16 protein-coding genes are annotated in these 17,731 nt (G+C 62.4%); 1 reads left to right on the top strand and 15 read right to left on the bottom strand.

Translation table 11 applies throughout. The features are described from left to right. Positions 1-286: 286 nt before the first annotated feature. The 15 genes from lpxB to DC522_RS16870 form a co-directional block, all read right to left on the bottom strand. Positions 287-1,465: a lipid-A-disaccharide synthase gene (gene lpxB / locus DC522_RS16940; protein ID WP_205769660.1), complete on the bottom strand. Its 1,179-nt coding sequence runs from the start codon at positions 1,463-1,465 to the stop codon at positions 287-289. A 148-nt stretch (positions 1,466-1,613) separates the two neighbouring features. Further along, complete coding sequence (locus DC522_RS16935; protein ID WP_245444245.1) at positions 1,614-2,519, bottom strand: LpxI family protein; 906 nt, start codon at positions 2,517-2,519, stop codon at positions 1,614-1,616. 15 nt (positions 2,520-2,534) lie between these two features. Beyond that, positions 2,535-3,344 carry an acyl-ACP--UDP-N-acetylglucosamine O-acyltransferase gene (gene lpxA, locus DC522_RS16930; protein ID WP_116529845.1) on the bottom strand — a complete coding sequence of 270 codons (810 nt, stop codon included), beginning with the start codon at positions 3,342-3,344 and terminating at the stop codon, positions 2,535-2,537. After that, positions 3,344-3,808, bottom strand: coding sequence for a 3-hydroxyacyl-ACP dehydratase FabZ (gene fabZ, locus DC522_RS16925; RefSeq protein ID WP_116529844.1), 465 nt, complete (start codon positions 3,806-3,808; stop codon positions 3,344-3,346). Before fabZ ends, lpxA begins: the two co-directional genes overlap by 1 nt. Positions 3,809-3,845: 37 nt before the next feature. Further along, the gene (lpxD, locus tag DC522_RS16920; protein WP_116529843.1) at positions 3,846-4,910 is read right to left on the bottom strand and encodes a UDP-3-O-(3-hydroxymyristoyl)glucosamine N-acyltransferase; all 1,065 of its coding nucleotides are present in this window, start codon (positions 4,908-4,910) and stop codon (positions 3,846-3,848) included. Between the two features lie 36 nt (positions 4,911-4,946). Beyond that, positions 4,947-7,331 carry an outer membrane protein assembly factor BamA gene (gene bamA / locus DC522_RS16915; protein ID WP_116529842.1) on the bottom strand — a complete coding sequence of 795 codons (2,385 nt, stop codon included), beginning with the start codon at positions 7,329-7,331 and terminating at the stop codon, positions 4,947-4,949. A 211-nt stretch (positions 7,332-7,542) separates the two neighbouring features. Further along, on the bottom strand, positions 7,543-8,685 hold the full coding sequence (gene rseP / locus DC522_RS16910) for an RIP metalloprotease RseP (protein ID WP_116529854.1): 1,143 nt from the start codon (positions 8,683-8,685) through the stop codon (positions 7,543-7,545). 32 nt (positions 8,686-8,717) lie between these two features. Next, positions 8,718-9,884, bottom strand: coding sequence for a 1-deoxy-D-xylulose-5-phosphate reductoisomerase (gene dxr / locus DC522_RS16905; protein ID WP_116529841.1), 1,167 nt, complete (start codon positions 9,882-9,884; stop codon positions 8,718-8,720). Positions 9,885-9,890: 6 nt separating this feature from the next. Continuing rightward, positions 9,891-10,724 (bottom strand): phosphatidate cytidylyltransferase, encoded by an 834-nt coding sequence (locus DC522_RS16900; protein WP_165820190.1) that lies wholly within the window; start codon positions 10,722-10,724, stop codon positions 9,891-9,893. 26 nt (positions 10,725-10,750) lie between these two features. Then, complete coding sequence (locus DC522_RS16895; protein ID WP_116529839.1) at positions 10,751-11,518, bottom strand: isoprenyl transferase; 768 nt, start codon at positions 11,516-11,518, stop codon at positions 10,751-10,753. A 30-nt stretch (positions 11,519-11,548) separates the two neighbouring features. Then, positions 11,549-12,109 (bottom strand): ribosome recycling factor, encoded by a 561-nt coding sequence (gene frr / locus DC522_RS16890; protein ID WP_116529838.1) that lies wholly within the window; start codon positions 12,107-12,109, stop codon positions 11,549-11,551. 74 nt (positions 12,110-12,183) lie between these two features. Further along, the gene (pyrH, locus tag DC522_RS16885) at positions 12,184-12,924 is read right to left on the bottom strand and encodes a UMP kinase (RefSeq protein WP_116529837.1); all 741 of its coding nucleotides are present in this window, start codon (positions 12,922-12,924) and stop codon (positions 12,184-12,186) included. Positions 12,925-13,065: 141 nt separating this feature from the next. Continuing rightward, on the bottom strand, positions 13,066-13,995 hold the full coding sequence (gene tsf / locus DC522_RS16880) for a translation elongation factor Ts (RefSeq protein WP_116529836.1): 930 nt from the start codon (positions 13,993-13,995) through the stop codon (positions 13,066-13,068). A gap of 107 nt (positions 13,996-14,102) precedes the next feature. Beyond that, positions 14,103-15,119, bottom strand: a complete 1,017-nt coding sequence (locus DC522_RS16875; protein ID WP_116529835.1) for a 30S ribosomal protein S2 — start codon at positions 15,117-15,119, stop codon at positions 14,103-14,105. Positions 15,120-15,316: 197 nt separating this feature from the next. Next, entirely contained in the window at positions 15,317-16,309 is a 993-nt protein-coding gene (locus tag DC522_RS16870) for a LysR substrate-binding domain-containing protein (RefSeq protein WP_116529834.1), read from the bottom strand. Between the two features lie 178 nt (positions 16,310-16,487). Here DC522_RS16870 and DC522_RS16865 point away from each other — a divergent pair, with 178 nt between their 5' ends. After that, on the top strand, positions 16,488-17,708 hold the full coding sequence (locus DC522_RS16865) for an MFS transporter (protein WP_116529853.1): 1,221 nt from the start codon (positions 16,488-16,490) through the stop codon (positions 17,706-17,708). Positions 17,709-17,731 lie beyond the last annotated feature (23 nt).

Below are 17,731 nucleotides of genomic sequence, written 5' to 3'. Positions count from 1 at the left end.
ATGATCGAGGATCCGTCCCAGCGCATCGGCCGTCCGCGCCAGCTCTACACTGGCGCGCCGCTGCGCGACTACGTGACTGTCGCCCAGCGTGGGTAAGATCATCCGGAAAATGGATACGAGAAAGGGGCCGAAAGGCCCCTTTTTATTTGCGGCAATTCTTTCGCCGTTATGTTCCCGTCATGGCCGCACTTGTTGCGGCCATCCATGCCTTCAACGCGCTGGGTCAAAGACGTGGATGCCCGGCACAAGACCGGGCATGACACAGAGAGCGTGTGCCGCATAAGGCCTAACGCCTCGCCTCCAACACCTCATCGACGATGCGCGCAGCACGTTCGCTCGGCATCTCGTCGCCGATCCGCATGAGTTCATCGAGACGTTGAAGCGCCTGTTCCTGTGCCCGACGCTCCTTCGTATCCGAGAGAAGCGGCAAGAGCGTCACGGCCAGGGTCTCAGGTGTGCAATCGTCCTGGACGAATTCCGGGATCGCGTTCTCAGCCAGAACAAGATTGGTGAGCACGATCGACTGCGCCTTGATGAGCGGACGCAAAATCACGGCCTCGATCTTCGACACCTTGTAGGCCACCACCATCGGAACACCGGAGAGGCCGAGTTCAAGGGTCACGGTGCCGGAAGCGGCAAGCGCCACGTCGGCGCTGCGGAAGGCCTGCCACTTGGCGGCCTCTCCCTCCACGATGTGCAGCTTCACGCTCCAGGATGCTGTTCCTTCCCGGATGGCTTGCACGAGATGCGGCACGGCGGGGATCGTCACCTCGAAGGAACGCGATGATCGCTGCTGAAGCAGCTTCAGGGTCTCACCGAAGGTGTCGAGCAGACGGCTGACCTCGGAGCGGCGGCTGCCGGGCAGGACGAGAAGATTGAGCGGGCCGTCCTTGTGAAAATCGCGCTCGCCTGGTGCCGGCCGAAACTCCTTCACCCGCTCGATCAGCGGATGGCCCACATAGGTGGTCGGGGGACCGCCGAGGCGCTTGTGAGCCTCCGGCTCGAAAGGCAGCAGAGCAAGAATGTGATCTACATAAGCGCGCATCTTGGCGGCCCGGCCCGGACGCCAGGCCCAGACGGAGGGGCTCACGTAATCGACAATTGGAATATGCGGCGCGCGCTTGCGCACGGCCTTGGCGACACGGTGCGTGAAATCGGGACTGTCGATGATGACGAGCAGATCCGGATTGGCGGCCACGACCGCATCCGCAGTCAGCTTGATCCTGTTCATGACCGTCGGCAGACGGCCGATGACGGCGACGATGCCCATGACGGCGATGTCTTCGAGCGGAAAGAGGCTTCTCAAGCCCTCCGCTCCCATGGCGTGCCCACCGACACCGCCGAAGCGCAGGCGCTCTGCTCCAAGCCGGGTTTTCAGGGCGTGTATGAGCTTCGCGCCGAGTTGATCGCCCGATTCCTCGCCAGAGACGATCCAGATATTCAGCGACTTTGATGCTTTATTCAAATCCTGAACCTCATCCTGAGGAGCCGCTGAAAGCGGCGTCTCGAAGGAGGCTCCAGTGCATTCCGGAGACGCCTCGCCCTTCGAGACGGGAGCAAGCTCGCTCCTCAGGATGAGGCTTTCGGGGAATGCTTCATCAGGTCTATTGGGCTCAGTCACGAGCGGTCTCCATCCAGGGCAGGTCGACGGCGACGAGGAACAGGCCGAGACGGTCGGCCGTGCGCAAGGTCTCGTCCTGCTCCAATACGAAGGTAGAGCCTGCACCGATGGCGATTCCGGAGAGGCCTGCTTTGGCGGCTTCAGCGACGGTCCGCGGGCCGATCGTCGGCATGTCGACGCGCAGATCCTGCCCGCGCTTGGCGGCCTTGATCAGAACCCCACCCTCTTTGCGGCGTCGCAGTCCGAACCAGGATTGGCGAAGGCCCGCAACCCGGCGCAGCATGCGGTCCGTACCCTCGGGCCCTTCGATGGCGAGCACATGCTTGCGCGCGATTACGGCACCCTGACCGATATCGAAAGCGGAGAGCGAAGCGAGCAGATCGAGCCCGACCGCGATGGCCTGCAGGTCATCCTCGTTCGGCTTGAGAGATCCGCTCAAGGAGCGTCCTGCAACGAGATTCGGAGCAAGCTCGTGCGCGCCCACGACGCGATGGCCTCGCTCCTCGATGAGCATCACGGCGCCGCGCAGAACCTGATCGTCACCACGGGTGATGATCTCCTTCACTTCCTGCATGTTGCGCAGGGCCGAATAGGCTCCGAGCAGTGCGGAGAAGCCGGGACGGCGCACGGCGCCGACGAGGGAAACCGCGCGCGGCTTCCAGCTGTCCAGGGTGTGAAGAATGGTCTTGAGATCGAGAAGGTCCACATTCCCGTGAGCTTTCTTGCGCAGCTCCGGCGCGGCGAAGCCTCGGAAGGCAAGCACGCGGTAATCCTGCCCCGTCTGTTCGAGATGCTCGACGACCTGAATGGGAAGGCGCCCGCCCCCGGCAACAATGGCAATCGGGCCGTTTGCAGAAGAAGCCAGCTCATGGGAGCCGGCTCCTTTTATCTCACGCACGGGCTGCATTCAGCCTCAACCGGAGGAACTGACCGGATCCCTGGGCGTGCAGATCGAGCGATCCTTGCCCTCACGGATAAAGTCCAGGATCTCGTGCACGAAGGGATGATCATCGAACTCGGCCGCCACATCCTCGACGCGCTCCGCAAGCGTGCCTTCGTCCGCGAACAGCAGGCGATAGGCGCGGCGGATGTCATGGATCTGCTCGCGGGTGAAGTTACGACGGCGCATGCCGATGATGTTGAGGCCCGCGAGATGCGCGCGGTTGCCCATGGCCATGCCATAGGGAATGAGGTCGTTCTCCAGGCCCGACATGCCGCCCACGAAGGCGTGGCTGCCCACGCGGGCAAACTGGATCACCGCGGAGCCGCCGCCGAAGATCACGAAATTGCCGACCGTGACGTGGCCCGCCAGCATCACGTTGTTGGACAGGATGCAGTCGTTGCCGACCTTCGTGTCGTGGCCCACGTGAGAGCCGGCCAGGAAGGCGCAGCGGTCGCCGATGACGGTGCGCAGGCCGCCGCCTTCGGTGCCAGGATTCATGGTCACGCCTTCGCGGATCATGCAATCGGCGCCAATTTCCAGCGTCGAAGCCTCGCCGCGGTATTTCAGGTCCTGCGGGATATGACCAATGGACGCGAAGGGGAAGATACGCGTGCGGGGTCCAATCTTGGTCTTGCCGGCGAGCGCCACGTGGCTCATGAGCTGGCAGCCCTCGCCGAGCTCGACCTCCGGGCCGACCGTGCAGAATGGGCCGATCTTCACACCCGCCCCGATCTTGGCGCCATCCTCAATGATGGCAGTAGGATGGATTACCGTTTCCATCAGTCGGTCACCAGCATGGCGCTGACTTCGGCCTCGCAGACGAGCACGCCGTCAACCTTGGCCTCACCCTTGTACCACCACATGTTGCGGCGGTTGTTGAGCTTCTTCATGTGAAACTCGACCCGGTCGCCGGGCTCCACAGGCTTGCGGAACTTCACCTTGTCGATCGTCATGAAGAACACCTGCTTTGGCTTCGCCTGCTCGGCCATCTTGGCCTTCACGCAGATCGCACCCGCCGTCTGGGCCATGGCCTCGATGAGGAACACGCCCGGGAAAATCGGGCGAGACGGGAAATGGCCCGTGAATTGTGGCTCATTGAAGGTGACGTTCTTGATGCCGATGCACGAATTGTCGCCGTCGATATCGATGATCTTGTCGACCAGCAGGAAGGGATAGCGGTGCGGCAACAGCTCGAGGATCTCGAGAATATCGGCGGTTTGAAGCGTGTTGGGCGCTTCGGACATGACTGAATTCTCCGAATAGGCCTAGCGTATCGACATTTTAGGACGATGCGCCGTCGTCTTTGTCCGAATCGCCCTTGGATGCAAGCTTTTTCAGGGCGGTGATTTCTCGAAACCATTCGCGCATGGGTCGGGCAGGAATGCCACCCCAGCGAGCCCCGGGGGGAACATCGCCATTTACGCCGCTGGTTGCGGCGATCTGTGCGCCCATGCCGATCCGCACATGGCCCTTCACGGCAACTTGGCCGCCGACAGCCACGTAATCCTCGAGCGTGGTGGAGCCGGCAATACCGACCTGGGCCACGATCACGCAATGACGGCCGATGACTACGTTATGGCCGATCTGGACGAGATTATCGATCTTGGTGCCCTCACCGATCACCGTATCGCGGCTCGCGCCGCGGTCCACGGTCGTGTTGGCGCCGATCTCGACATCATCCTGGATGATGACACGCCCGATCTGCGGCACCTTGAGGTGTCCCTGCGGCCCCATGGCGAAGCCGAAACCGTCCTGGCCGATCCGCACGCCCGGATGCAGGATGACCCGGTTGCCGATGAAGGCATTGGACACGGTGACGTGCGGCGCCAGGGAGCAGTCGCGGCCGATCTTCACATGAGGCCCAATCACTGAATGAGCGCCGATGATGGTCCCGGTACCGATTTCCGCATGCGGGCCGATCACGGCGCCTGGATCGACCGTGACACCATACTCCAGGCGAGCGGACGGGTGGACGAAGGAACCCGGTGAAATGCCCGTGGCGGCAAAGGAGGAATCCGGGCGCATGGCCGAGGGGAACATCTTGCCCATGACCTGCGCGAAAACCCGATAAGCCAACGGAGTCACGATTGCGACGGTGTGAGAGGGCACCTTCGACGCGAAGCGAGGCGTGACGAGGCAAGCTCCGGCCCGAGTGCCACCCAAGGCGCCTACATAAGCCGGGTTGTCCATATAGGCCAGGTCATGAGGGCCAGCGCTCTCGAGCGGAGCGACGCCTTTAAGCAAAAACTCCCCGTCGGCACCGTCGGGGAGCGTTGTCTGCGCCACCTCCGCCACCTGACGCAGGTTAAGCGTCTGGGTTTGCGGAAAGAAAATTGATTCTGTCATGAAAACGTGAGGGCGCCATCAAGGCGCCCTCCCCGATTAGAAGCGTGTACCGCCAGAGAAGCGGAAGGCCTGGGTGCGGTCCGCACCGATCCGCGTGCCATCCGCCTGAAGCACACCCTCTTCCTTGGTGAGAGCCACTGCGTAATCGAAGCGGATCGGACCGAGGGGCGAGCTCCAGAGGATCGAAGCACCGACCGAGGAACGGATCTTGTCGCTGTCGAGAACCCTGATGCAGTCCTGCGGACGGGTCGGATCTTGGGTGCAGGTTGCACCACCATCCGGGTCCAGAATGCTTCCACCGCCGACATTGAACTGGGTCGGGCCCTCATAACCGAAGAGCGTACCGGCATCAGCGAAGACAGCACCCTTCAGGCCCAGATCACGCGGCAGGCCAAAGATCGGGAACTGCACTTCGAGCGATCCGCCGAAGTAGGTGGTGCCGCCGATAGCATTGGCGCTCGAATCGAGTGTCGAGATGTCACGCGGACCGAGGCCGTTGGTCGCAAAGCCGCGAACCAGCGACGGCCCCATGAAGAAGTGATCGATGATGCGCAGGTCGGCACCTTCACCACCGTTATCGCCGAAGCCGATGATGTGACCACCTTGGACGCGGGCAATACCGACGACATCCTCCAGAACCTCGTAGTAGTAACGAGCGTCACCAGTGGCCCGGAAGTAGTGCGAGTCACCGCCGAGGCCGGCGAAGTCCGTCTTCACTTCGGCATAGAAGCCGTTGCGCGGATCACGGGTGCTATCGAGGGTGTTGTAGTTGAAGGTCAAGCCCGCGAGCGAAGTGAGCGTCTCGCCCTGCGATTCCTTGATCGCCAGCGACGCTTCGCCATTGCCTTGGCACGAAGCGCGATTAGGCGTTCCATCGGGGTTGATGACCGTGACGCCTTGGATCGGGATCGAGCAGTCGTTGTACGGCTTGTCCTCGTCGTTCGGGATCGTCAGCTCCTGCTGATACAGCGAGTAGCGCAGAGTGAGCGTGAACTCTTCCGTCATCGGCAGGCCGAGGCGGAGCTGACCACCCGTCATGCGGTTCTCATAACGAGAATACTTGGTCTGATCGCTGAACTTCGAGAACAGGTCGATGCCTGCAGCCATGCGGTAGCCGAGGAAATACGGCTCCGTGAAGGAGAAGTCGATACCGTGCGCACGCTGGCCGAGTTGGCCCGCCAAGCGAACGAACTGGCCACGACCCAGGAAGTTCGACTCGCTCACCGAGACCTCGCCGATGAAGCCGTCAGCCGTGGAGTAACCGCCCGAGATCGAGAATGCGCCGGTGGACTGATCCTCCACATCCACGTTCACGACCACGCGGTCGGCCGAGGAGCCCGGCTCGTTGGAAATCCGGACGCGCTTGAAATAACCGAGGTTGTTCAGACGGCGCTCCGCCCGGTCGATGAACACTTGGTTGTAGGCATCGCCCTCGCCCAGATCGAACTCGCGACGAATGACGTAGTCGCGGGTACGGGTGTTGCCGCGGATGTTGATGCGCTCGATGTAAATGCGGGGACCTTCCTCGACCACATAGCCAAGGTTGACCGTGCGGGTCGAAGGATCACGGGTGCCGACGGGGCGAACCTGAACGAAGGGGTTGCCCTGACGAGCCACAGTCCTGCTGACGGCCTGAACCGACTTCTCCACAGCATCGGCATTGTAGACCGAACCGGAGGAGATCGCGAGGTCGCTGCGCAGAGCCTCGGCATTCACCGTGGGAATGCGGGAATCGATGCTGACGCTGCCAACCCGGTACTGCGGGCCTTCCTCGACAGCGATGGTGACGATGTAGCCACCGGCATTGGCGTCGAACGTCACATCGCTGGAGACGATGCGGAAATCGGCATAGCCGTTCTTGAGGTAGTAACGGCGGATCAGTTCCAGGTCGTTGGCGAGACGATCCGGATCATAGACGTCGCTGCTCTTCAGGAAGCTGAGGATGTTGGTTTCCGTGGTCTGCATGACGCCACGCAGACGGCCGGCGGAAATCTCGTTGTTGCCGACGAAGCGAATCTCTTTCACGCCCGTCTTCTCGCCCTCGACAATGGTGTAGACCACGTCGACACGGCCATTCGGCAGATCCACGATGCGCGGCGTGACCTGGGCCAGACCACGACCCGTGCGGCGGTAGATCTCCAGGATGCGCTGCACGTCGGCGTCGATGGCCGCCTGGTTCACGGGCGTACGGGCCCGAACCTGGAGCTCACCCTCGAGGATCGCCTTATCAACCTTGCTGTTACCCTCGATGGCAACACGGTTGATCAGGGGACCCTGAGCAGCGGAAGCGCGGCGGCTCGTCTGCGGCGCACGCTGAGCGAGAGCGCTGTCCGCAACGGTAAGGCCAGCCATCAGCGCGCTCATGGCGATCACTGCGGTGGCGGCCGGCTTCTTCCGGCGTGGCGTGGTCGTCGACATCATCAACTGGCCCGTTTCTTTTATACTTTGTCCGTCGCGGGGCAGACCCGCGGGCTGGTGACAGATGTCCCAACCTTCTTGGTGCTGCCCCGCTTGTACAAACTTTCGCCGCTATTGCAAACGGCACATACAAACAGAGTAGCAATTTTTCACCGGCGTTGCGCCCTTGTCACGTTCTGCCCGCCACAAATCTTGTGGCAAGGTGAACGAGTCCTCATCCGAACGAGCGGGTCAGATCGCTCCAGGTCGCCAGAAGCATCAGCATCGCCACGAAGGCAAATCCTATCCGGAAGCCGATTTCCTGGGCCCTTTCGCTCAAAGGCCGGCCGCGAACGGCTTCAATGGCATAAAACAAAAGATGCCCGCCATCGAGCAGCGGAATGGGGAAAAGGTTAATGAGCCCGATCGAGACGGACATGAAGCCGATCAGGTTCACCAGGCTGTAGAGCCCGCCGACCTCATAGGCCGTTCCCGCGATTCGAGCGATGCCCACCGGCCCCGAGAGCTGGTCGATCGACTCCCGGCCCAGGATCAGGCGGCGCAGGAAGTTGAAGGTCCGGTCGACCTGATTCCAGGTGTCGATGGCGCCAGCCTTCAGAGCCCCCCAAGGAGAATAGGAGATGCGCTTGATGGCCGAGCGGTCCTGGGGCGCCTGAACGCCCAGGAGACCGATGCGTTGCTTGCCGAACGGCGTCTCCCGCTCCTCCACCTTGGGAGTAGCAGTCAGATTCACGGCCTGACCGTCGCGCTCGACCACGAAGTTGAGCGCCTCGCCCGAACTCGAGCTGACGATCATCTGCATGTCGGCAAAGGTCTCGATGCGGGTGCCGTCAATGAAACGGATGACGTCATGGGGCTGGAAACCCGCCTCTTCGGCCGCGCTGCCGGGAATAACCCTCTCGATCACCGGCTCCAGGACCATCTTCCCGCTGAAGTAGTTGAAGCCCGCGAAGATGGCGATCGCCAGGATGAAATTGGCGATCGGCCCCGCCGCGACGGTGGCCGCGCGCTTGGCGACACTTTGATGGGGAAAACTGATAGCCCGCTGCTCGGGCGACATCTGCTGGAGGCCCTGTGCGTCCGGCACGCTCGCTGCATTCACGTCGCCGACGAACTTCACGTAGCCACCGAGGGGAATCGCGGAGATTTTCCAGCGGGTGCCGTGCTTATCGGTCCACCCGATCAGCTCCCGTCCAAAGCCGATGGAGAAGGCGGTCACGCCAATTCCGCACCGGCGCCCGACCCAGTAGTGGCCATACTCGTGGATGAAGACCACCACCGTCAGCACTACTAGGAAGGCGAAGATGGTCAGAGCGAAAGATCCCGTCGCTCCGCCGATTGTTGAAAGCCAATCCATCATCGTCCCTTTCGCGCTCTCTTCAGAGCGCTCTAAATATGCTTGGCGGGAATGAAACGCCGCGCCATGTCCCGGGCCTCGCCATCGATGGCCAAGGCCTCCGCGACCGTCGCAGGGACTCTCCCGCTTCCAGAGAAGGTTGAGCAAACACTCTCAACTATCTCGGATATCGCATAAAATCCTATCTGGTCCGCCATATAGGCCTCGACGGCGATCTCGTTGGCGGCATTCAGTATCGTGGGCATTGACCCTCCGGCCCGAAGCGCCGCCTTGGCCAGTGCCAGGCACGGGAACCGTGCTTCATCCGCCCGCTCGAAGGTTAAGCGGCCAATCGCGGCAAGATCGAGACGAGGCAGGTCCATGAACAGCCGCTCCCGATTCCGGAGGGCATTGGCGATGGGAACCTTCATATCCGGCAGCGCGAGCCCTGCCGTGACCGCACCATCACCCCATTGGACGAGACCATGGACGATGGCCTCCGGATGGACGAGCACGTCCAGGCGCTCGGCCTCCAGGTCGAACAGGTGGTGGGCCTCGATCAGCTCCAGCCCCTTGTTCATCAAGGTGGCGGAATCGATGTTGATCTTGGACCCCATTGACCAGACCGGATGGGCCGAGGCCTCCTTGGCGCTGGCCCTGGCGATCTGCTCCCGCGGCCACGTGCGGAATGGCCCCCCGCTGGCGGTTATCACCGCCTTCTCCACATCCCTGTTCCGGCCAGCCGCCAGAGCATGTTCCAGGGCGTTGTGCTCGGAATCCACAGGCATGATTTCGGCGCCGATCCGGCGCGCATCCGTCATGAAGGCGGTCCCCGCGCAGACGAGGCTTTCCTTGTTGGCCAAGGCAATGCGCCGGCCCGGCTTCAAGGAAGCATGGGTCGGCTCCAAGCCGGCGGTTCCGCTGATGGCTGCCAGGACGATGTCGGACGGACGATCCACCGCCTCGATTACCGCAGAGCGACCTGCCCCGCTCTCGATGCCCGACCCGGCGAGCGCTCCTCTCAAGGTCGCAGCCCCACCCTCGTCGGACAACGCCGCAAATTTGGCTCCCAAGCGCTTGGCCATTTGCGCCAGCGCAAGCGCGTCGCGCCCACCGACAACGGCCTCGACACGAAACGCGTCCCGATGCGCCAGCACCACATCCGCCGTAGAGCGGCCAATGGAGCCTGTGGCCCCGAGGATCGTGAGGGAGCGGATCATGAAAGACTATGCAACTCCGGACGCAACGAGAAGAACGAGACCGGCAATGAGAGCGACGGCCCAGAAGCCGTCGAGGCGGTCCATCACGCCGCCATGCCCAGGAATAAGATGGCTCGAATCCTTCACATCGCAATGGCGCTTGAGCGCCGACTCGCCCAGATCGCCGATCTGGCTTGCAATGGAAGCGACCATGGAAAGTGCTATCGTCACCCACGGATCAAAGGAATGCGTCACGCCGAAGCGCTCGCCCGCCCAGACGACCAGAAAGCCGGCCAGGGTTGCGGCAAGAAGCCCGCCAAAGAACCCTGACCAAGTTTTCTTCGGGCTGATGGCCGGGCAGAGCTTTGGCCCTCCAAGAGCGCGGCCGGTGAAATAAGCGGCGATATCCGTCGCCCAGACCACCGCGAACATCCAGATGAGCCCGAGAACGCCGACGCCCGGATAGGCCCGGACCATGGGCGGCACGAGAACGATGACAGCGGCATAGACAAAGCCCGAGGCTGCCCACACCTTGCCGTGGGAGCCCTTCGCGAGCAGCGTACCGACAATCAGGGCAGCGAGTGCCGTCAGGGCTCCGACCGTGAAGCTCGCGCCGGACAGGAAGAGAACCGTGAGAGCCAAAGCTCCCACTCCGAAGACCGCCTGCACGATCCGGCGCGGCTCAACCTTGGTCATGTCGGTCCATTCGACCATGACAGCGATGCCAGCCCCGAGCCAGAACAGAGCAAACGGCCAGCCACCCCAATAGGCCGTCCCCAAGGCCAGCGCGATCATCACGATCGCGGACAGAATTCGGGTCTTCAGCTCGCTTGTCGGGGGTTTAGGAGCGCTTGACGTCAAGGCGGGGCCTTCGTGGGAAGCCATCGTCAGCTGGCCCTGGCGCTCAAGCCGCCGAACCGCCGGTCGCGGCGGGAATACTCGTCGATGGCGGCCTTGAAGATCGCCTCGTCGAAATCGGGCCAGAAGTCGGGCAGGAAGACGAACTCGGAATAGGCCGTCTGCCACGTGAGGAAGTTCGACACCCGCTGCTCGCCCGAAGTGCGGATGACGAGATCCGGATCAGGGATGCCGCGCGTGTCGAGTGCTTCGCCGATCATGTCCATGTCGATGGCGGACGGATCGAGCGTGCCCTCTTTCACCTTCTGAGCGAGTGCGCGCACTGCGCTCACGATTTCCTGGCGACCGCCGTAATTGAAGGCGATCACCAGGGTCAGGCCCGTATTGTCGCGGGTCAGCTGCTCGGCCTCATCCAGCAGAAGGCGGATGTCGGAGGCCAAGCCCTCTCGTTCGCCGATGATCCGAACGCGGACATTGTTGGAGTGGAGCTCGGCCAGATCGTGGCGCACGAAGCGCTTGAGAAGCCCCATGAGGAAGGAAACCTCCTCCTCAGGACGGCGCCAATTCTCGGCGGAGAAGCTGTAGACGGTCAGATACCGGATGCCGAGATCGGTCGCCGTACGCACGGCACGGCGGATCGCCTCGATGCCCTTGCGGTGCCCCTCGAAGCGCGGCAAGCCTCTCTGAGCGGCCCAGCGGCCGTTTCCATCCATGATGATGGCAACATGGGCCGGCATCCCCCCGCCCGTTCCTTCACGGGCAAGAATGGGAGCCGACCGCTTGGCTTCGCCGCTCATGATGCGTTTCCAATGCAGGTCCGAAGTGGATCAGACTTGCATGATTTCCTTTTCCTTGGCCACCAGGAGATGGTCGATTTCGGCAACGAACTGATCGGTGGCCTTCTGAACCTGGTCACCATCGCGCTTGGCATCGTCCTCGCTGATAGCCGAGTCCTTCTCGAGCTTCTTGAGCAGGTCGAGACCGTCGCGGCGCACGTGGCGGACGGCAATGCGCGCCTCTTCGGCATACTTGTGCGCGACCTTCACCATTTCCTTGCGGCGTTGCTCGTTCATCTCGGGAATGCGCAGGCGGATGACTTGGCCCTCGGTCTGCGGATTGAGACCGAGATCCGACTCACGGATGGCCTTTTCCACGGCGGCGACCATGCCGCGATCCCACACCTGCACGCTGAGCAGGCGCGGCTCCGGCACGTTGACGGTGGCGATCTGCGAGATCGGGAGCAGCGAGCCGTAGGCATCAACCTGAATCGGATCGAGAAGGTTCGGCGAAGCGCGGCCTGTGCGCAGGCTGGCGAGGTCGTTCTTGAAAGCGTTGATGGCGCCCTGCATGCGGCGCTTTACATCGGCGAGGTCAAAGGTCGTAGCCATGGAGATCTTTTCCTTACGCGAACTCTCTAGAAACGGGCTTACGCTGCCCAAGGTCCCGCATCAAGGCCCTTGCCTTACGGGACCACAATTGTCGACGGTACATTTCCGAGCAAGAGATCGGTCACGGAGCTCGGCGCGTGGACCGAGCCGACGATGATCGAGAGCCTGCTCTCCCGCGCCAGGGCAAAGGCTGCCGTGTCCATCACCTTCAGATCCTTGGCAATGGCCTCATCATGGGTGAGGCGATCGAAGCGGAGGGCGCTGGGATCCTTCTTCGGGTCGGCGGAATAGACGCCATCCACCTGGGTGGCCTTCAGAACCGCATCGCACCTGAGTTCCGCCGCCCGCAGCACCGCCGAAGTGTCGGTGGTGAAGAACGGGTTACCGGTGCCGCCGGCGAGCACGATCACCTGTCCCTTATCCAGGTGATGCAGAGCAGGCTGGCGGGCATAGGTTTCACAGATCGTCGGCATGGACACCGCCGACATGGTGCGGGCCGGAACGCCGGCGGCGTTCAGGGCCGTCTCGATGGCGAGGGAGTTCATGACCGTGCCGAGCATGCCCATGGAATCGGCAGTGGGACGGTCGATCCAGCCTGCAGCGCTCATGCGTGCGCCGCGGATGATGTTGCCACCGCCGATCACGACAGCAATCTCGAATCCGGCTTTGGTGGCTCTGGCGAGATCCCGGGCCAGGCGGGAGAGCACTTCGGAATCGAGCCAATAGCCGTCGGGAGCCATCAAGGCCTCTCCCGAGAGCTTCACCAGAATGCGCCGGAATTGTGCCACTGTCGGTCTCCCTTCTTTCACGATCATTTCAGCATGGCTCACCGGAAGCCATTATCCTGATGAGGGCTTCAGGCCTCCTTAAAGGATAAGGTTCAGGAGAGTTTGCCGGATTTATAGCCTTCTCATGAAAACGGCGGCTGAGAAGCCGCCGTTTTTGTGTTTCTTGTTTTAGGCCTTGAGACCGGCCTGTGCCGCGACTTCCGCCGCGAAGTCAGGGGCCTCTTCTTTCTCGATGCCCTCGCCGAGAGCGTAGCGGACGAAGGCCTTCAGGGCGACCGGCTTGCCGGCCTTGGATTCGGTTTCCTTGAGCACCTGTGTCACGGTCTTGGACGGATCGTGCACGAAGGGCTGCTCGAGGAGCGTGACTTCCTTGAAGTAGCTCTTCAGGCCGCTCTCGATGATCTTCTGCATGACGTGGTCCGGCTTGCCGGCGTTCTTGTCACGCAGGATCGCGGTCTCACGGTCGATGGTGGTCTGGTCAACACCCGAAGCGTCGAGAGCAACCGGGCTGGTCGCAGCCACGTGCATGGCGATCTGCCGGCCGAGCGTGCTCAGAACCTCAACGTCACCCTCGGACTCAAGCGCAACGAGCACGCCGATCTTGCCGAGACCTTCGGCGACAGCGTTGTGCACGTAGGTTGCGATCACGCCCTTCGAGACTTCGAGCTTCGCGATGCGGCGCAGGGTCATGTTCTCGCCGATGGTGGCAATGAGTTCCTGCAGACGGTCCTTCACGGTCGTGGACGAGCCGGGGAACGTAGCGGCCTCGAGCGACTCGATGGTGCCGTTGCCGTTCAGGCCGATCTTGGCGGCTTCGCGGACAAAAGCCTGGAACTGGTCGTTGCGGGCGACGAAGTCCGTCTCCGAGTTGACCTCGAGGATGGTGGCGGTGTGACCGGACGACTCGACGGCGACGAGGCCTTCGGCAGCGACGCGGCCGGCCTTCTTGGCAGCCTTCGAGAGGCCCTTCTTACGGAGCCAGTCGATGGCGGCTTCCATGTCGCCGTTGGTCTCGGCGAGAGCAGCCTTGCAGTCCATCATGCCCGCGCTGGTCGTCTCGCGCAGCTCCTTCACCATCGCAGCGGTGATATTCGCCATGGCTTATCCTTTCACAGGTTCTTGCATAGAGGGAGCCCGGCGCTCATGGAACGCCGGGCTCAATCATTCGTTCAAGCGCCGCCGCTTTTTGGACGGCGCCGAGGGACTTACGCCGCAGCGGCTTCGATCATCGCGCGGGCCTGATTGATCCAACCGTCGCGCTCGAGGCGGCCGTTGAGCTTCAGGTCCTTGTCGAGCTGGGCGATGTCACCCGGCTGCATGGCGGCCAGCTGCCAGTAGTGGAAAATGCCGGCTTCATTCAGCTTCTTCTCGAGCTGCGGGCCAACGCCGTTCAGCTTGGTCAGGTCGTCCGGAGCGCCGCGGGGAGCGGCCAGACGCTCGAACTGCTCGCCGTCATAGGCGGCAACGTCGCTCGCCGGGAGCTCTTCAGCGAGCGGATGCTCGGACTCGCCGATGTCGATGCCCATGGCGCCGGCGCCACGGGAGATGCCGTCGAGAGCGGCGCGGGCAACGAGGTCGCAGTAGAGCGAGATTGCACGACCGGCGTCGTCGTTAGCCGGGACCGGGAAAGCGATGCCATCCGGATCGCAGTTCGTGTCGACGATGGCGGCAACCGGGATACCGAGGCGGTTAGCCTCCTTGATCGCCAGCTGTTCCTTGTTGGTGTCGATGACGAAGATCAGGTCGGGCGTGCCGCCCATGTCCTTGATGCCGCCGAGAGCGCGCTCGAGCTTCTCCTTCTCGCGAGCGAGCATGAGACGCTCTTTCTTCGTGAGGCCCTGGCCGCCGCCGGCGAGGATCTCGTCGACCTTGCGCAGGCGCTGGATCGAGCCGGAGATCGTCTTCCAGTTGGTGAGCATGCCGCCGAGCCAGCGGGAATTCACATAGTACTGAGCCGAACGCTTGGCAGCATCGGCAACGGCGTCAGCAGCCTGACGCTTCGTGCCGACGAAGAGCACGCGACCGCCCTTGGCCACCGTGTCGCTGACGGCCTGGAGAGCGCGGTGCATCATCGGGACCGACTGAGCGAGGTCGATGATGTGGATGTTGTTGCGGGTGCCGAAGATGTATTGACCCATCTTCGGGTTCCAGCGGTGGGCTTGGTGGCCAAAGTGAGCGCCAGCTTCGAGCAGCTGACGCATCGAGAAATCAGGAAGCGCCATAGTTTTTCTCCGGTTAAGCCTCCGCGGAACAGTGAACCGGCCCTGCCGGCCACCGGGATACCTCATGGGCTCACGAGGCGGTTTCCGCGTGTGGAATGGGGGCGCATATAGGGGTAAACGGCTCAAAACGCAAGCCGAAACGGCAGTGTGCGAGCCATTGGGGAGGAGCGCCGTGAAGGAGATCCGGAATGCTTGGCCTATTCCTTGATTCTCAGGGATCTGCGGCCTGTAATGTCTAGCTCGTTCGCCCCATCCGTTCTGCCTTTGGTCAACGGCTCCCCTCTCCAAATACCACGGTTCACCTGCTCGACCATGATGCGGGAAAGGGATTCGCCCGCGAGCTGCGCCGCGCGAGAGACCGGCCTGTCGCTTGGATACGACAGCACAAGCTGGCGGGTAGGCGAAGGGTTGCAGATCGGCACGGCAACCAGCCGACCGGCAGCGACGTCCTCATAGATGGGTGCGAGAGGCAGGATTGTGTAGCCGTGGCCATGGCGCACGAGGTCTTTCATGGCCGTATAGCTGTCCATTTCCACAGTCACGTTTAGAGAAACGCCGGCCTCTTCAGCAAACCGCTCGAGGATATTGCGCAGCCCGTGCCGGGTGCTCGGCAGCAGAAGCGGCATGCGCGCCATTTCCGCGAAGGACACGGCGCTCTCGCCCGACACCTCCATGTCAGCAGGCCCTATCAGGAAGAGGCTCTCCTGCATCAGCGGCTCGGACCGGAGCGAGCGGGTCACCCGGGGATCATAGAGCACCGCCAGATCGATCTCCCCCCGGTACAGCGAGTCCAGGAGATATCCCGTATACGCGCTGACCAGCTGCACCATAACGCCTGGATATTGGGTCCGGAAGGCTGTCACAAACGGGACTGAAACCACATCCGCCACAGTCGGCGAGATGCCGATGGCCACATGTCCGCTCAGGGGGGCCTCCGAACCGGCAGCGCTGGCTCTAAGCTCGTCCAGCTCGGCGATGACACGGACCGCATGCTTGAGAACATTCCGCCCCTGCTCCGTGATGATCATCCCTCGGCCATGACGCTCGAACAGGCGGACGCCCAGCTCCTCTTCCAGCATCCGGATCTGGCGGCTGAGAGCGGGTTGCGCAATACGAAGCCGCCCCGACGCCTTGCTGAGACTGCCGAGTTCGGCCACGTGGACGAAAGTCCGAAGCTGTGCGATTTCCATGGCGCCTATATAATTTCGCTATAGCTGATCAAAGTAAATTGCTGATGTTGAATAGCTCGCGACGCGGTAGGGCTTGATGCATTGAAGCGTAAGATCTGTCTTTTAGAGCCCTGCAATGACCGCCGCACAGACCCGTCCCAGGTCATATCGTGATACGAATGCCCCTTCGGACATTCGCATGGCTGGCGATACTGCACCTCGCGTCCCCCAATGGACGGAGCGCGGGACGCCGGCTTACCGACGGATCAGCCTGGCCCTCTTTCTGGCAGGGTTTGCAACCTTCTCGTTGATTTACGCGGTACAGCCGCTCCTGCCTCATCTGGTCGATGAGTTCGGCGTCAGTCCGTCAGCGAGTTCGCTTGCTCTGTCTCTCGCGACAGGCTGCCTCGCCTTCGCCATTCTGTGCGCCGGAGCCCTGTCGGAAACAGTGAGCCGGCGCGGACTGATGTTCTCCTCGATGGGTGGCGCAGCCGTTCTTCATATCGGAAGCGCCGTCGCACCGGACTGGCATGTGCTGCTGGTCCTCCGTGCTCTTGAAGGCCTCGTGCTTGGAGGAGTGCCGGCCGTTGCCATGGCATACCTTGCCGAAGAGATTCATCCGAAGGCGCTCGGCACGGCCATGGGTCTCTATGTCGGCGGAACAGCCTTCGGCGCCATGCTCGGGCGGATCAGCGCCGGAGTGGTAACCGAGTACTTCTCCTGGCGCCTTGCATCCGGCGGCATCGGGGTGTTGGGGCTCATGGCCTCACTGGGATTTTTTGTTCTGCTGCCGCCGTCGCGAAACTTCTTCCCACGAGCCAGGGGAACACTGGCCCATCACCGGGATGCATGGCTCAGGCATCTGCGCACGCCGGGCCTGCCGCTGCTCTTCCTGATGGGCTTTCTTGGGCTCGGGATCAACGTCACTATGTTCAATTATCTGACGTTCCGACTGAGCGAGGCCCCCTTCAACCTCACTCCTGCGCAGATCGGCGCGATCTTTCTGGTGTACATGCTCGGTGCAATCGCATCGACGGTAGCGGGCCATCAGGCGGATCGGCTCGGGCGCTCCCCCGTTCTGTTTGCGGGAATTGTCACGATGGCGATCGGGATTGCCCTGACACTCCTGTCGTCGCTCACAGGCGTGATTGCCGGGGTGGTTGCCAGCACGATCGGCTTCTTCGTCACTCACTCTGTGGCGAGCGGTTGGGTCGGACGCATGGCCGTCGGATCCAAAGGCCATGCCTCGTCCCTTTATCTCCTCGCCTACTATGTCGGCTCGAGCGTGTTGGGCTCGGCTGGTGGCTGGTTCTGGGCGGGCGGTGGTTGGAGTGCCGTTGCGGGCTTTGTCGCGCTGATGCTCGCCGTGGCGTTCGTCACCGCTCTCCGCCTGCGACTGATAGAGCAGAAACAAAGCTGATCGTCAGATCGACACCTCTGCGG

Origin of the sequence: Microvirga sp. KLBC 81 (genome assembly GCF_003075415.1) — a bacterium.
GTDB lineage: Bacteria > Pseudomonadota > Alphaproteobacteria > Rhizobiales > Beijerinckiaceae > Microvirga.
This window is presented reverse-complemented; position numbering and strand designations above follow the sequence as displayed.